This window comes from Amycolatopsis sp. lyj-112 (assembly GCF_046549055.1).
In the GTDB taxonomy this organism is placed as follows: Bacteria; Actinomycetota; Actinomycetes; order Mycobacteriales; family Pseudonocardiaceae; genus Amycolatopsis.
Genome location: NZ_JAJPWS010000003.1, coordinates 761163 through 775754 on the forward strand (window position 1 = coordinate 761163; position 14592 = coordinate 775754).

General features: G+C 68.6%; 15 protein-coding genes. 9 read left to right on the forward strand and 6 right to left on the reverse strand.

Annotated elements, in window-relative coordinates; all coding sequences use genetic code 11:
* Positions 1-64: 64 nt before the first annotated feature.
* Together ACLJRL_RS15775 and ACLJRL_RS15780 are read left to right on the forward strand one after the other, a co-directional pair.
* A complete protein-coding gene (locus ACLJRL_RS15775; RefSeq protein ID WP_410656871.1) occupies positions 65-736 on the forward strand; it encodes a glycoside hydrolase family 11 protein in 672 nt (223 codons plus the stop codon).
* Positions 737-740: 4 nt separating this feature from the next.
* Positions 741-1385 (forward strand): polysaccharide deacetylase family protein, encoded by a 645-nt coding sequence (locus ACLJRL_RS15780; protein ID WP_410656872.1) that lies wholly within the window; start codon positions 741-743, stop codon positions 1383-1385.
* A 74-nt stretch (positions 1386-1459) separates the two neighbouring features.
* Here ACLJRL_RS15780 and sigJ read toward each other — a convergent pair whose 3' ends face one another.
* Positions 1460-2371 carry an RNA polymerase sigma factor SigJ gene (gene sigJ, locus ACLJRL_RS15785; RefSeq protein WP_410656873.1) on the reverse strand — a complete coding sequence of 304 codons (912 nt, stop codon included), beginning with the start codon at positions 2369-2371 and terminating at the stop codon, positions 1460-1462.
* 140 nt (positions 2372-2511) lie between these two features.
* On the opposite strand from sigJ, the gene ACLJRL_RS15790 reads away from it, so the two are divergent.
* Entirely contained in the window at positions 2512-3012 is a 501-nt protein-coding gene (locus ACLJRL_RS15790; RefSeq protein ID WP_410656874.1) for a carboxymuconolactone decarboxylase family protein, read from the forward strand.
* Between the two features lie 60 nt (positions 3013-3072).
* Here ACLJRL_RS15790 and ACLJRL_RS15795 read toward each other — a convergent pair whose 3' ends face one another.
* The 4 genes from ACLJRL_RS15795 to ACLJRL_RS15810 form a co-directional block, all read right to left on the reverse strand.
* A complete protein-coding gene (locus ACLJRL_RS15795; protein WP_410656875.1) occupies positions 3073-3276 on the reverse strand; it encodes a cold-shock protein in 204 nt (67 codons plus the stop codon).
* Positions 3277-3445: 169 nt separating this feature from the next.
* On the reverse strand, positions 3446-4609 hold the full coding sequence (locus ACLJRL_RS15800) for an amidohydrolase (RefSeq protein ID WP_410656876.1): 1164 nt from the start codon (positions 4607-4609) through the stop codon (positions 3446-3448).
* Entirely contained in the window at positions 4606-6024 is a 1419-nt protein-coding gene (locus ACLJRL_RS15805; protein ID WP_410656877.1) for an aldehyde dehydrogenase family protein, read from the reverse strand. Before ACLJRL_RS15805 ends, ACLJRL_RS15800 begins: the two co-directional genes overlap by 4 nt.
* A gap of 34 nt (positions 6025-6058) precedes the next feature.
* On the reverse strand, positions 6059-7630 hold the full coding sequence (locus ACLJRL_RS15810; protein ID WP_410656878.1) for a GMC family oxidoreductase: 1572 nt from the start codon (positions 7628-7630) through the stop codon (positions 6059-6061).
* Between the two features lie 120 nt (positions 7631-7750).
* On the opposite strand from ACLJRL_RS15810, the gene ACLJRL_RS15815 reads away from it, so the two are divergent.
* The 5 genes from ACLJRL_RS15815 to ACLJRL_RS15835 all read left to right on the forward strand — a co-directional run bounded on the left by ACLJRL_RS15815 (position 7751) and on the right by ACLJRL_RS15835 (position 11763).
* The gene (locus ACLJRL_RS15815) at positions 7751-8245 is read left to right on the forward strand and encodes a GbsR/MarR family transcriptional regulator (protein ID WP_410656879.1); all 495 of its coding nucleotides are present in this window, start codon (positions 7751-7753) and stop codon (positions 8243-8245) included.
* Between the two features lie 98 nt (positions 8246-8343).
* Positions 8344-9390: a fatty acid desaturase family protein gene (locus ACLJRL_RS15820; RefSeq protein WP_410656880.1), complete on the forward strand. Its 1047-nt coding sequence runs from the start codon at positions 8344-8346 to the stop codon at positions 9388-9390.
* Positions 9391-9517: 127 nt separating this feature from the next.
* Complete coding sequence (locus tag ACLJRL_RS15825) at positions 9518-10231, forward strand: GAF and ANTAR domain-containing protein (RefSeq protein WP_410656881.1); 714 nt, start codon at positions 9518-9520, stop codon at positions 10229-10231.
* Between the two features lie 42 nt (positions 10232-10273).
* Positions 10274-10996 carry a GAF and ANTAR domain-containing protein gene (locus ACLJRL_RS15830; RefSeq protein ID WP_410656882.1) on the forward strand — a complete coding sequence of 241 codons (723 nt, stop codon included), beginning with the start codon at positions 10274-10276 and terminating at the stop codon, positions 10994-10996.
* Positions 10997-11022: 26 nt separating this feature from the next.
* Positions 11023-11763, forward strand: a complete 741-nt coding sequence (locus tag ACLJRL_RS15835; protein WP_410656883.1) for a GAF and ANTAR domain-containing protein — start codon at positions 11023-11025, stop codon at positions 11761-11763.
* Positions 11764-11785: 22 nt separating this feature from the next.
* On the opposite strand, the gene ACLJRL_RS15840 is transcribed toward ACLJRL_RS15835, so the two are convergent.
* The gene (locus ACLJRL_RS15840; protein ID WP_410656884.1) at positions 11786-12598 is read right to left on the reverse strand and encodes a helix-turn-helix domain-containing GNAT family N-acetyltransferase; all 813 of its coding nucleotides are present in this window, start codon (positions 12596-12598) and stop codon (positions 11786-11788) included.
* 103 nt (positions 12599-12701) lie between these two features.
* Here ACLJRL_RS15840 and ACLJRL_RS15845 point away from each other — a divergent pair, with 103 nt between their 5' ends.
* Positions 12702-14048: an FAD-dependent oxidoreductase gene (locus tag ACLJRL_RS15845; protein WP_410656885.1), complete on the forward strand. Its 1347-nt coding sequence runs from the start codon at positions 12702-12704 to the stop codon at positions 14046-14048.
* Positions 14049-14592 lie beyond the last annotated feature (544 nt).

Consider the following 14592-nt stretch of genomic DNA (forward strand, 5'->3'; position numbering starts at 1 on the left):
GATTCCTTTGCGGGACACACACTTTTTTCATCCGGTGGACCTCGACGAAGAGGGAGCAACACAGATGAACGTTCGTATTCGCGACCGCGTCAGACTGATCATCGGCGCCGCCTGCACGGCCGCGCTGGTGACGGCGGTCCTGCCGGGCACGGCCACGGCCGACACGGTGATCACCACGAACCAGACCGGGACCAACAACGGGTTCTACTACTCGTTCTGGACCGATGCGCAGAACACGGTCTCGATGACGCTGAGCTCCGGCGGCAACTACAAGACCTCGTGGCGCAACACCGGCAACTTCGTCGCGGGCAAGGGCTGGAGCAACGGCTCACGCCGCAGCGTGAACTACTCCGGCAGCTTCACCCCGTCCGGCAACGCCTACCTGACGCTCTACGGATGGACGTCGAATCCGCTGGTGGAGTACTACATCGTCGACAACTGGGGAACCTACCGGCCGACCGGGACGTACAAGGGCACCGTCACCAGCGACGGCGGGACGTACGACATCTACCAGACGACCAGGTACAACGCCCCGTCCGTCGAAGGGACCAAGACGTTCAACCAGTACTGGAGCGTCCGGCAGCAGAAGAAGACCGGCGGCACCATCACCACCGGAAACCATTTCGACGCCTGGGCGCGCGCCGGGATGCGGCTCGGTTCCTTCAACTACTACATGATCATGGCGACCGAGGGATACCAGAGCAGCGGTAGTTCCAACATCACCGTGGGCGGGTGACGCCGTGCTCCTCGTCGCCGCACTCGTCGCCGCGTTGGCCGTTGCCACCGGACCCGTGCAGACGACCGCCTGCTCCGGCTACGTCGGACTCACCTTCGACGACGGCCCGTCCGCCTCGAACACCCCGCGCCTGCTCAACGCGCTCCGGCAGAACGGGCTGCGGGCCACGATGTTCAACCAGGGCCAGTACGCCGCCGCGAATCCGGCGCAGGTGCGGGCCCAGGTCAGCGCGGGAATGTGGGTCGCGAACCACAGCTACACGCATCCGCACCTGACCCAGCTGAGCCAGTCGCAGGTCGATTCGGAGATCTCGCGGACGCAGCAGGCCGTCGCCAACGCCGGCGGCGGCACACCGAAGCTGTTCCGGCCGCCCTACGGCGAGACCAACACGACCGTGCGCTCGGTCGCGGCGAAGTACGGGCTCACCCAGATCATCTGGGACGTCGACTCGGCGGACTGGAACAACGCGAGCACCGACGCGATCGTCGCGGCGAACGCCCGGCTCACCAACGGGCAGGTCATCCTCATGCACGACTGGCCTGCCAACACCGTCGCCGCGATCCCGCGGATCGCCCAGGGCCTGGCCGCCCGAGGGCTGTGCGCCGGGATGATCTCGCCGCAGACCGGACGAGCAGTAGCCCTCAGCTGACCCCTGGTGGCTCGCTAGAGCTTGACGGTCCGTGAAGGCCTCCTTGAGGGACTCAGAGTCCCTCAAGGAGGCCTTCACGGACCTATCGGAGCTGCGGCGCCGATAGTCCAGCGCTGGAGCTTCTCAGGATTCCGTACCGCCCAGATCCGCGTGATCCGGTCGTCCGCGATCTCGAACGCGTACACCGTCACGATGACGCCGTCCTGCTGCGCCACGAGGCTGGGCTGGCCGTTGACCGTGCGCTCCAGGAGTGTCATGCCGGCGGTCCTGCCGGTGAAGTCGACGACCAGGCGCGCGAGCTGCTCGGCTCCCTCGACGGGGTGGAGGTGGCTGCTCACGAGGCCCCCGCCGTCGGCGATCGCTGTGACGTCGGGGTCGAGGAGGCCGATGAGGGCTTGGATGTCCTTGGCCTCCCAGGCGTGTTTGAAGTCCCGGACGATCCCGGCGCGCCGGTCCGCCGGAGTCGCGGGAGCCTGCGTCTCGCGGATGCGCCGCCGGGCCGACGAGGCCAGTTGGCGGCAGGCCGCGGGGGTGCGGCCGACGACTTCGGCGACTTCGGCGAACGGGTACCGGAAGACGTCGTGGAGGACGAACGCGACGCGCTCGGCCGGGGTCATCGAGTCCAGTACGACGAGGAAGGCCATGCCGATCGACTCGTCGAGGGTGACTCGGTCAGCCGGGTCGGCGCTGCGCCCGTTGATCCACTCCGCCGGTTCGGGCAGCGGCTCGGGGATCCACTCGCCCACGTAGGACTCTCGCCGGGTCCGCGCGGAGGAGAGCTGGTTGAGGCAGAGGCGGCCGGCGACCGTGGTCAGCCAGGCACCAGGGGTCTCGATCGCTTCCCGCTGCTGCGGGGACTGGGCGTACCAGCGCGCGTAGGTCTCTTGGACGACGTCCTCGGCATCGGCCAGGGAGCCGAGGAGCCGGTACGCGAGATTGATCAGCTGACGCCGCTCGCTCAGGTCCGGTTCGGATCGATCGGTCATGTCGCCGGCTCCCTTGGTCGTGTCGGCCTTCACCAGGTCGACAAGACAGCGCGGTGATCTGTGAGGTCGCCTCACCTTTCGAGCGGTCACGTTGTCGGTCAGGGGTGACACCACTGAATTCGAACGAGGGAGACGTCACCATGACCACGACGACCGAGCAGGACGACATCCGATCACGACTGCCCGACCTCACCGAGCTCTTCCCCGAGCTCGCGGCGCTTTCCGGTGCCCTGCACAAGGCCGTCCGGGACAGTTCGGTTCCGCAGTCCACCCTCGGCCTGATGCTGCTGCGCGCCGCGCAGGTCGTCGGCAGCACGTACCACGCCGTCCGGGCGACCGACAATCTCCGCAAATCCGGCGAGACCGAGCGGCGGATCACCGCACTGGCGACCTGGCGGGACTCCCCCTACTTCACCGACGCCGAACGGGTCGTTCTGGAGCTGGCGGAGGCCGTCCTCACCCCGAACCCGGCCGGGGAGCGCGTCTCGGACGAGCTCTTCGCCAAGGTGGCCTCCCTCTACGACGACAAGGACATCTGGACGCTCACCGTGGCCCTCGGCCACTTCAGCCTGTTCATCCCGGTCGCCCTCGTCGGCAAACCGATCCCCGGCAGGCCGCCCGGGAAGAACTACAAAAAGTAGCCCTCTAACGCCCGAAGGCCCCCTACCCAGTGGGTAGGAGGCCTTCGGCGTCGAGACACGTCAGATGGCGGTGACGCGCTGGGCCTGCGGGCCCTTCTGGCCTTGGCCAATCTCGAACTCGACGCGCTGCCCTTCATCCAGGGACTTGAAGCCGCTGCCCTGGATTTCCGAGTAGTGCACGAACACGTCCGGCCCGCCGTCGTCCTGCGCGATGAAGCCGAAGCCCTTTTCGCCGTTGAACCACTTAACGCTGCCCTGAGCCATACTTTTACCTGCTCTTCAATCGTGAGTCTGGGCGCATTCGATGCTCAGATCTCAGAGAGTATTCTTGCAGGTGTCCGCCCGGGAGGCACCACCGCGGTTCACTTTAGTCCGAAAAAAAGGGTATCTCCGCAGGTCAGCGGCAGAAATTTGATCTCCCGAAGCAGGCGGATCACGCCAAGACCGACCCGGAGGTGCCGCTGCCCGCGCGGGCGGCGACGTCGGCCGCGGTCCAGGCGAGCGCGATCGCTCCGTCCATGACGGCGCGGTCGGCCGCCGGCGTCACGCAGGCAGCGGCGAATTCGGGCTGGTGGTTGACCGCGGGCAGGCAGTCGAGGCCCAGCATCGGGTGGATGGCCGGGATCCGGTGGGACACGTTGCCCATGTCGGTGGCCGCGCCGAGGAGCGGCTGTCCCTCGCCGGGGGCGGGGAAGCGGCGGCCGAGCGCGGTGGCGTTGGCCTGGTAGAGCGCCACCATGGCCGGGTCGTGGACGAGGTCGGCATAGTCGGGACAGCTCGGCTGGATCGTGAGTTCGCAGCCCGAGCCCACCGCACCGGCCTCGAAACAGGCCGTCACCCGCTGCTTGAGGGTGGTCACGGCGGCGAGGGAGTCCGAGCGGACGATCCAGTTGCCGGTGTTCCGGTCCGGGATGACGTTCGCCGCCGAGCCGCCGTCGGTGACGATGCCGTGGATCCGGTCGACGTCGCGGGTCTGCTGGCGCAGCAGACCGATCGCGACCTGGGCGATCGTCATCGCGTCGGCGGCGTTGACGCCCAGTTCGGGGTGTGCGCCCGCGTGCGCGGCGCGGCCGCGGTAGGTGACGTCGAGCACCGAGACGGCGGATCCGCGCAACGCCGCCGCCTCTTGGGCGGCCGGGTGCACCATCATGGCCGCGTCGACCCCGTCGAAGGCGCCGCGCTCGAGCATCAGGACCTTCCCGCCGCCGCCTTCCTCGGCCGGGGTTCCCAGCACCGTGATGGTCAGGCCCAGATCGTCGGCGACGGCCGCGAGACCGAGGCCCGCCCCGACGGCGGCGGCCGCGATGATGTTGTGCCCGCACGCGTGCCCCATGCCGGGGAGCGCGTCGTACTCGGCGCACACCACGACGTGGCACGGCCCGCTTCCGGCCGTGGCGCGGACCGCGGTGGGCAGCCCGTAGCAGCCGTGTTCGACGGCGAACCCGCCGTCGGCGAGCACCGCCGCGACCCACGCGCTGGCGAGCGTCTCCTCGAACGCGATTTCGGGATGGGCGTGGATGCGGTGGGAGAGCGCGAGAAGGCCGGCCTCCGCGGCTCGGATCCGGCTCGCGATGTCGTTCTTGACCGCGCTCGTCACGGCGCCGCCACGTACCCGGTCGCCGGGCGCGTGGCGGCGTCGAAGGCCGCGTACGCACCGGTGGCTCCCATGCCGCTTTCGCGCGCGGGCTCGTAGACCCCGTCCTGCGCGCCGCCCTGCCAGCGGTTGATCCAGATGACGCCGGCCGGGATGGACATCGCCGCCGCGGCGTGGTCGCGATCGCGGGTGTAGACGGTCGCCGCGAGCCCGAACGACGACGCGCTCGCGAGCCGCAGCCCTTCTTCCCAGGAGTCGACGACCTGGACGGGAGCGACCGGCCCGAACGTCTCTTCCCGCATCACGAGCATCGAGTCGTCGACGTCGGTGAGCACGGTCGCCGGGTAGAAAGAACCCGGTCCCGGCGGGAGCGACCCGCCTGCCAGGAGGGTGGCCCCGCGCTCGACCGCGTCGGTGACGTGCCGGTGGACGATCTCCCGCTGGCGCTGGTCGGCGAGGGGACCGAGGACCGTCTTCTCGTCGTGCCCGTCACCCGTGGCGTAGGTGGCGGTGGCTTCGCACAGCGCGGCGATGAACTCGTCCGCGATGGCGCGGTGCACGTAGATCCGTTCCATCGACGTGCAGATCTGCCCGGAGTTGACGAAGGCCCCGAAGGCGACAGCGTGCGCGGTCTCGACAGGGTCGACGTCGGCATCGACGACGACCGGGTCTTTGCCGCCCAGTTCCAGGATCGCCCGGCGCAAGCCCTGCCCGGCGGCGGCGCCGACCTTCTTGCCCGCCGCCACCGACCCGGTGAAGTGCACGAGCCCGATACCCGGTTCGCCGGCCAGCGGGCCGCCGGCGCGGCCGTCTCCGTGCACGAGATTGAGCACACCGTCCGGCAGGGTGATCAGCTCGATCAGCCTGGTCACCGAGAGCGGGCAGCGCTCGGAGGGCTTGAGGACCACGGTGTTGCCGACGGCCAGCAGCGGTCCGATGGCGATCAGGACGTTGAGGACGGGGAAGTTCCAGGGCGTGATCACCGCGGTGACGCCGAGCGGGTGACGCAGGACGCGAGTCACGCTTCCGTCGTCGTGTTCGGTCGTGACGTCGAACCGGTACGCGCGGGCTTCCGCGCACGCGCCGCGCAGCGCGGCGACCCCCGCCTCGATGAAGTTCCGGCCGAGTGCCACCGGTTTGCCCATCTCGCGGCATTGCAGTTCCGCGAGCTCCTCGGCGTGCTCGGCCACGACGTCCGCCACTCGTTCGAGGTAGGCGATGCGTTCGTCCAGCGTCGCTGCCGCCCAGCCCGGTTGGGCGGCAGAGGCCGCTTCGACAGCGCGCGTGACGTCGTCGGCGCATCCCACGGGCCAGCGGGCGATGAGGTCTCCGGTCGCCGGATTGATCAGGTCACCGGCGGTAGCGGAGGCGGAAGGGACCCACTGGCCCCCGATGTGGTTCTGCAGGATCGTCGTCATGGGTGGATCTCCTTGGGACGCGGGCGGTTCGTGGTCACGCGCGATCCAGGCGCTCGGCCATGAGCTCGCCGGCCATGATCGCGGTGAGGTTCGTGTTGGCGCGCGGTACGGACGGGAAGATCGAGGCGTCGACGACGCGGAGCCCGTCCACCCCGAGAACCCGGCAATGCGGATCGACCACGGTGGAAGGAGCGGCGGGATCGCCCATCCGGCAGGTGCTGGTCGCGTGCTGCGCGTCGGCCGCGGTGGCGAGCAGGTGGTCGTCGAGCCGGGCATCGTCATCGAGCACCGAGAGCAGGGTGGCGTTGAGGCCGTCGACGGATCCCTCCGAGATGGCGGCCACCTCATCGCCGCGTGCCATCTCGACGAGCGCCCGAATGCCCTCGCGGAGCCGCGCGCGATCTCGTTCGTCCGACAGCATCGCCTCGCGGATCTCGGGCTGGACCGCCGGATCCGCCGAGACGAGGGCGACCGAGCCTCGTGACCACGCCTGGTTGACCCAGACCCCGAACGCGCCCGCGCCGAAGCGCAGGTCGGCATTCTCCATGGACAGCACGTTCTGGTTGAGGGACACGAACATCATGTCGTGGGGCCGCGCGTCCGCGCCGGAACTGGTGTAGCGGACGCAGACGTTGGTGTGCCGATCGTCCGGAGTGCGGATGGCCGATTCCTCGTTCAGCGGGATCGCGACACCCACCATCGGGTGGTCCTGCAGGCCCTGGCCGACGGGCAGGTCCGCGACGACGTCGATCCCGAGTGAACGCAGGTGGCCCGCGGGGCCGATGCCGGAACGCATGAGCACGGCGGGGGAATGCGCCGCTCCGGCGCTGAGCACGACGAGATCGGCGTACTCCTCGACCGGGCCGCCGTCGGCGAGGTAGCGCACGCCGACCGCCCGGCCGCCGCTGACCAGGACGCGATCGACGAGTGCGTCCCCGCGAACGGTCAACGTCGCCGTCTCCCGCGCGGGTTCGAGATAGCCGTCGTTGACGGTCACCCGCCTGCCGTCGCGGGAGTTGATCGGATACGGGGAGACTCCGCTCGCGCCCGGCGCGTTGACGTCCTCGGCCCAGCCGTGGCCGGCCGAGAGCGCGGCGGCCCGCAGGGCGGTGTCGACCGATCCCCACCTGTCCCTGGGCATCCGGTGGATCGGAGTCGGGCCTCCCCTGCCGTGATACGAGGCGTCACCGAACTGCTCGTCGTCCTCGGAGCGGCTGAAGAAAGGCAGGACATCGTCCGGCGACCACCCTTCGCAACCCCACCGCGCCCAGTCCTCGAAGTCCTCCATCGGCGGCCGGATCGCGATCTGCCCGTTGATCGAGGAACTGCCTCCCAGCCCCCGGCCACGCCAGTACAGCGCGGGTTCCTGCTTGTCGGTCCGTGTCGCGAGCAGGCCCGGCCACACCAGCTTGGCGCTCACTTCCGGATCGATCAGCGCGCGAAGGGGATTCGGCGAACGCCACACCTCGGGCAGTTCGGCCGCGCGGTAGTCCGGTCCCGCCTCCAGCAGCAGGACCCGCCGTCCCGTCGCCGCGAGCCGCGTCGCCAACGGCGCGCCGGCGGAACCCGCACCGACGACGATCACGTCCCAACCGCTCTTCGTCATGCTGGACCTCCGAGGATCATCGGCGGATTCTGGAGCGAGACCACCGGTGTCCGGTACTATGAGCCGAACGTCAACTCTCAGTCAACACTGAATTCTCATTTTCGAGTGAAAGTTATCCGGTTGTCCGACACCGCTCGACCCCCAGCCGCCGAACTCCTGCTCGACAACTTCGCCACGGTCATCGGCCAGACGATGGGCTGGCCTCCCATGGCGGGCCTGACCGCGGGCGTGCTCCTGCTCAGCGCGGAGCCGATGACCGTTCAGGAACTGCAGGACGAGCTAGGCGCCAGCGCCGGCTCGGTGTCGGAGATGACCCGGCTGCTGATCGCGAACGGCGTCGTCCGCCGCTTCAAGGCATCGGGAACCCGGCACTTCGTGTACGAGTGGCGCCCGGACGCCTGGGCGGGTTGCCTCGAACACCAGCTCCGCCAGACAGAACGGCTGCGCGACCTCGCCCACGACGCCGTGGAACAAGGGCGCACCTTCGACGAGCCGCAGCGTCGCCGCCTCCGGGCCATGGCCGACTACTACGACTTCATGGTGACGCGGCTGGACTCGCTACTCGAGGTTTACCGCGGCGAACTCCGAACCCCGGACCCGAAAAGACGAACCTGATCTTGTTTAGCGCCGGTCACGGCAGGGAACCCGGCGGAATCCTGAGTGGTGGCCCCAGTCCTAGGCGCTGCGAGGACCCCCGAAAGGAGGACATCGCCATGTCTTCGGTGAATATCGACACTGACGCTCACTCCGCGCCATCGCGTACTGACTTCAGTCATCTGGCTCGCCTCGTGAAACGCGAGGGTCTGATGGACCGGCGTTACGGGTACTACGCGGTGAAAGTCACTCTTACCCTGCTCGCTTTTGTCGGCGGCGCTGTGGCGTTCGTGGCACTGGGCGATTCCTGGTGGCAGCTGGCCACGGCGGCGTTCTTCGCGGTGATGTTCGCCCAGGTCGCCTTTCTCGGGCACGACGCGGGACACAATCAGATCTTCCGTACCGGACGGGCCAACGACAGAGCCGGTTATGCCTTCGGCGGGATCGTCGGCATGAGCTACGGCTGGTGGATGGGCAAACACACCCGGCATCACGCCAATCCCAACCACGAAGACGACGATCCCGACCTCGACATTCCGCTGCTCGCTTTCACGCGCGGGCAATCGGGCGAGAAGAGCGGGTTCGTGCGCTGGACCTCGAAGCACCAGGCGGCGCTGTTCTTCCCGTTGCTGTTGCTGGAAGGGCTGAGCCTGCATTGGGCCGGCATCCAAGCCGTGTGGCAGGGCGAGATCAAGGCCCGCCGGCTCGAAGCGGTCCTGCTGCTCGCGCACATCGCCATCTACCTGACCGCGGTGTTCGTCGTGTTGTCCCCGCCGGTCGCGCTCGCGTTCATCGCCGTGCACCAGGGACTGTGGGGCGTCTACATGGGCTGCTCGTTCGCGCCCGGGCACAAGGGCATGCCCACCTACACCGACGAGACCAAACTCGACTTCCTGCGCAAGCAGATCCTCACCAGCCGCAATGTCCGCGGCGGCCCCTGGGTCGATTTCGCGCTCGGTGGACTGAACTATCAGATCGAGCACCACCTTTTCCCCAGCATGCCGCGCATCAACCTGCGTCGTGCGCAACCCCTGGTGCGCCGATTCTGCGCCGATCATGGGATCGACTACGCCCAATGCGGGCTGCTGAGGACCTACCGCTACGTCTTGCAACACCTGCACGACGTCAGCGCGCCACTCCGGGCCGCGAGCACCCCGGCCCGGTAGCCGCGGGGCCTGACAGGTCACCTCGGCTGGGGCTACCGTGGGTTTGCGACTTCTTTCGGCGAAGCCGGCTTTTCCCCCGACCGCGAATCATCAGTGATGGCGGTGGGACCGTGCGGAAGGTGGCTGAGTGAGTGAGCAACCCGCGAAAGAACTGAGTCAGCGGCTGTTCACGGCGCTGGCGGGCGCGGCGCGCGGGCTGAGTACCCGTTCGTCAGGTGGGGCCGAGCAGGTCTTGAAGCTGATCGTGGCCGGGGCGGTGCGAACCGTGCCTGGTGCCGAGCACGCGGGGGTGCTGCTGCTTGCCCGCGACGGGACCGTGACGTCGCACGCGCCGAGCAGCGATCTGGCGGAGCGGATCGACCGGTTACAGGCCCGCTACGGGGAAGGCCCGTGTGTGACCGCGTTGTGGGAGCTGCACACGATCCTGGTCGACGATCTGGCCGTCGGAGCCGCCCGATGGCCGGCGTTCGCCCGGGAAGCACTCGCCTCGGGCGTGGCCAGCACGTTGTCCTTCCAGTTGTTCACCAACGACGACACCCTCGGTGCGCTGAATCTGTACTCCGGGCAGCGGGCCGGATTCAACGAGCACTCGCAGATCCTGGGCAGCCTGTTCGCTTCGCACGCGGCCCAGGCCTTGGGCCGGGCACAGGAGATGGAGCAGCTGCATCAGGCCCTGCTGACCCGTGACGTGATCGGACAGGCCAAGGGAATCCTGATGGAACGGTTCGATCTCGACGCCACTTCGGCGTTCGCGATGCTGATCCGCACCTCGGAGGACAGCGACCGGAAGCTGGTCGAGGTCGCTCGCTGGCTGGTCGCCGACGGGGGGCCTCGGAGCTGACGGTCCAAGTTCTCTTCGGGAAGTACGTGAGGAGTGGTCGAGGTGACGGACCCGTTGCAGCGGTTCCGGGACCTGCTGGCCGCTGAAGGCGATAGCGACCAGGGGCAGCGGATCTCCCGGATCTGCGCGTTGTGCGTCTCGGAACTGGCGGTCTCCGGCGCCGGGGCCACGGTGCTCAGCGCGGTCCGGAACGGTGTGGCGACCGAGCACCGTCGCGGCCTGGTCCACGCCAGCAACCCCGTCAGTGCCGGACTGGAGGATCTGCAGTTCACCGTCGGCGAAGGTCCCTGTCTGGACGCCTTCGCCACGGGTGGCCCGATCCTGGTCCCCGATCTCGCCGGCGCCCGCACGAGGTGGCCCGCGTTCGGACCTGCCGCGGCGGACCTGGGCGTGGCCGCGGTGTTCTCCTTCCCGCTGCAGATCGGAGTGGTGATGCTCGGCTCGCTGGACCTCTACCGTGATCGGCTCGGCCCCCTGTCCCGGCGCGAGGTCACCGACGCGCTGATCCTCGCCGACCTGGCCACCCAAGCGGTCATCGACCAGCTTGACGGGCACACCACCGACGACCTGAGCTGGCTGGCCGATTCGCATGTCGAGGTCAACCAGGCCGTAGGCATGGTGAGAATCCAGCTCGGCGCCACCACCGACGCGGCATTGCTACGGCTGCGCGGCCACGCCTTCGCCCATGACGTGACCTTGAGCCAGGTCTGCCGGCAGGTCGTGGCACGGACGTTGCGGTTCCGGCCCGAGGTGGATCCCGCATGATGACCAGAGGAGAAAGGGCTCGACACATGAGCACCACCCCGGACCAGCGGCTGGCCCGCACCTTCGTCACCCTTGCCGACACACTTGTCGCCGACTTCGACGTGCTGGACTTCTTGGCCACGTTGACCGAGCGCAGCGTCGACCATCTCGCCGTCGATGCCGCCGGGGTCATCCTCTCCGACCAACGCGGCGGCTGGCGGCCCGCCGCCGGCTCCTCCGAGCGGGCCGAACTCGTGGAACTGTTCGCCGCCCAAACCCACGAAGGTCCCTGCTTCGACTGCGTGGCCACCGGGCGCCCCGTCACCTGCGCCGACCTCCATACCGAGATCGCGCGGGCTCGCTGGCCGAAGTTCGCACCCGCCGCTGTCGACGCCGGTTTCCGCGCCGCCTCCGCGGTGCCGCTGCGGCTACGGGAACAGACCATCGGCGCGCTGACCCTGCTCAACCACGACCCCATCGAACTCGACGCCGAAACGATCGCCGTCGGACAGGCCCTCGCCGACGTCGCGACGATCGGGATCCTGCACCACCACGCCGCCTCCCGCGGCGAGTTGCTCGCCGAGCAACTCGAGGTCACGCTGCAGCACCGCACCGTCATCGAACAGGCCAAAGGTGCCCTCGCCGAGTACCACGGGTTTGAGATGCACGACGCCTTCACCCGGCTCCGCGAGTACGCCCATGACCGGCAACGCCGGCTGACCGACGTCGCCCGCGACTTCGCCGACGGCACCCTCGACCCCGCGACACTCGGCGCCCGCCACCTCTGACGGGCCCAAGACGCTGCTTGACCTAGTTGACCGGGCTGCGGCGTTCGAGGAAAACGGCGTCGTGCCAGGTGCCGTCGAGCTCGGCGATGCGTTCGCGGATGCCGACGGTGCGATAGCCGGCGGAGTGGTGCAGGGCGATGCCGGCGCGGTTGCCGGTGAAGACCGACGTCTGCAGGGTCCAAAGCCCCGCGGCATCGGCTTCGGTGACCTGTTTGAAGAGCAGTGCCTTCCCCACGCCACGGCCGCGATGGTCTTCGGCGACGCAGACGGAGGTCTCGGCGACACCCCGCTCCGGGACCGGGGAGAGGGCGGTCCAGCCGGCCACCTCGCCGTCGATTTCGGCGACCCAGCGGTGACCGGTCAGCCACTTCGCGTCGAGAGCTTTCCGAGTCGGGACTTCGGTGTCGATGCCTTCGCCGTAGATCCGGCGCACCGCGTTCCAGTCGTCGTCACGGAGGGCGCGGAGGGTGACGTCGTCGGGCAGGTTGTCCGGGCAGCAGGGTCGCGGGGCGAGTAGGCCCATGACGGCGTCGGCGGCATGCGGAAGCCCGCTGCAGCACGCCTGATTGATGGTCACGACCGTGGCGGTGCCCTCTTTCCGCAGGTGCACGAAGCCGACCTCGGCCAGTTTCCGCACGTGATGGGAGCACGTCGACTGGCTGGTCCCGAGGATCTCCGTCAGCGCGCCGACGGTCAGGCCGCGAGGTGAGGTCGCGACCGCGTGCAGCAGCTTCACCCGCGTCGGCTCGGCCAGGCAGGCGAACCAGCCGGCATAGGTCGCGGCTTCGCGTTCGGGCAGGAGCCCGGCGAGGGGAACGGGCACAACCGTCGTCATGCACCCAGTATCGACCAGAATCGATGGTTGCGTCAATCGACGCTCGTCGATACAGTCCCTCGCATCGGTTCAATCGAGCCTGATCGATGAAAGGTGCATGGGGATGAACGAGCTGCCTGTCGTGGTGATCGGAGCGGGTCCGGTGGGGCTGGCGGCCGCCGCCGAGCTGGTGGAGCGGGGTTTCGAGCCGCTGGTACTGGAGCGTGGCGCGCACGCCGGGGCGGGTGTGGCGGCGTGGAATCACGTGAGGTTGTTCTCGCCGTGGTCCGAGCTCGTCGCCCCCGCGGCCGGACGACTGCTGGAAACGACCGGCTGGACACGCCCTGACGGCGAGGCGTACCCGACAGGCTCGGACTGGGCCGAGCTGTACCTGGGCCCGCTGGCGAAAACGCTCACTGACCGGGTGCGGTTCGACGCCGAGGTGACCGGTGTGGCGCGCCGGGGCCGCGACCGTGTCGTGGACAGCGGGCGGGACGACGAGCCGTTCACCGTGCATGTCCGCTCCGCCGATGGTTCGGAGGAACGGGTCGCGGCGCGGGCGGTGATCGACGCGTCCGGCACCTGGACGACCCCGAATCCCCTTGGCGGGGAAGGACTTCCCGCCATCGGAGAACGACAGGCGGCAGACCGGATTCTCTACCGCGTCCCGGATCTCGGCGACGAGACCATACGGACGCGGTACGCGGGCAAGCATGTGGTGGTCGCGGGCAGCGGGCATTCGGCGTTGACCGCGCTGGTCGCGTTGTCCGGCCTCGCAAGGGATTCGACGGGCACGCGGATCAGCTGGGTCCTGCGCCGCGGTTCGGTCGGCAACACCTTCGGCGGCGGCGACGCCGACCAGCTTCCCGCACGCGGCGCCCTCGGCCTGCGCGCCCAGGAAGCGGTCGACTCCGGGCTGATCACGGTCGTGACCGGATTCCGCACCGAAGCGGTCGAACGCGACGACAACGGACGGCTGACCCTGATCTCCTCGGCCGGGCAACGGGTCGACCAGGTCGACGAAGTGGTGACGCTGTCCGGATTTCGCCCTGACCTGACCTGGCTCTCGGAAATCCGGCTGGACCTGGACCCGACCCTGCAGGCGCCGGTGAGGCTCGCACCACTGATCGATCCGAACGTGCACTCGTGCGGAACCGTGTACCCGCACGGCGCCAAGGAACTCGCCCACCCGGAGAAGGACTTCTATCTCGCCGGGATGAAAAGCTACGGCCGAGCACCGACCTTCCTCGCCATGACCGGCTACGAACAGGTCCGCAGCATCGCCGCCGAACTCGCCGGCGACCACGAAGCCGCCGCACGCGTCGAACTGCGCATGGCCGAGACCGGAGTATGCGGTGGTGCCGGCCTATTCGACGAACCTTCCGACGACGCAGCAGTTGGTGGCTGCTGCGCCACACCAGAACCGGAAGTACTGACGCTGTCCGCGCCCTCTGCTGCCGCGGCGACCTGACAGGGGATAAACCGGGGAGGTGATCTTGCTCCTGGTGTCCTGTTAAGCCTGGACCAGGGCGTTTGGTGGGCCGCCTGGGGCTCGAACCCAGAACCTACGGATTAAAAGTCCGCAGCGCAGCCCTGTCGCCTAGTGCCGTTCAGTACCAAGTTCTGCCAGTTTGTGCAGGTCAACGCCAGTCTTCGCCGGGGACGAGTGTCATCCTGTGCCGACCCGTGTCGGGCTCTACGTCGGCAACGGAGCCCAATCGGAGACGGGATAGACCCAGCAACCTATGCCGTGAGAGCAACTTCCCGCGACAGGCGACGGCCGTGGTCCCCGGCGCGGTCCCGACTGTCCGAGCCGGAATTAGGGCGAAGCGCCTGTGGACGGGTGTGCGTCGTAGGTTGACGCGGTGACATCAGTGACTCTCTCCGGAGATCTCTGCCTCGGACACATTCGTGGCGGCGGCAACCAGTCTCCGTTGGGGCGAGGCCATGTGGTGGCGACCTGAAGGAGCGCCCAACAGGTGAAGACCGCAGTGGCGGATGCGGTGATCGCGATC

Coding starts and splice junctions, on each gene's coding strand:
- ACLJRL_RS15835 (WP_410656883.1), top strand. CDS start 11,023: ATGAGCACCACCCCGGACCAGCGGCTGGCCCGCACCTTCGTCACCCTT.
- ACLJRL_RS15840 (WP_410656884.1), bottom strand. CDS start 12,598: ATGACGACGGTTGTGCCCGTTCCCCTCGCCGGGCTCCTGCCCGAACGC.
- ACLJRL_RS15805 (WP_410656877.1), bottom strand. CDS start 6,024: ATGACGACGATCCTGCAGAACCACATCGGGGGCCAGTGGGTCCCTTCC.
- ACLJRL_RS15845 (WP_410656885.1), top strand. CDS start 12,702: ATGAACGAGCTGCCTGTCGTGGTGATCGGAGCGGGTCCGGTGGGGCTG.
- ACLJRL_RS15820 (WP_410656880.1), top strand. CDS start 8,344: ATGTCTTCGGTGAATATCGACACTGACGCTCACTCCGCGCCATCGCGT.
- ACLJRL_RS15795 (WP_410656875.1), bottom strand. CDS start 3,276: ATGGCTCAGGGCAGCGTTAAGTGGTTCAACGGCGAAAAGGGCTTCGGC.
- ACLJRL_RS15775 (WP_410656871.1), top strand. CDS start 65: ATGAACGTTCGTATTCGCGACCGCGTCAGACTGATCATCGGCGCCGCC.
- sigJ (WP_410656873.1), bottom strand. CDS start 2,371: ATGACCGATCGATCCGAACCGGACCTGAGCGAGCGGCGTCAGCTGATC.
- ACLJRL_RS15810 (WP_410656878.1), bottom strand. CDS start 7,630: ATGACGAAGAGCGGTTGGGACGTGATCGTCGTCGGTGCGGGTTCCGCC.
- ACLJRL_RS15790 (WP_410656874.1), top strand. CDS start 2,512: ATGACCACGACGACCGAGCAGGACGACATCCGATCACGACTGCCCGAC.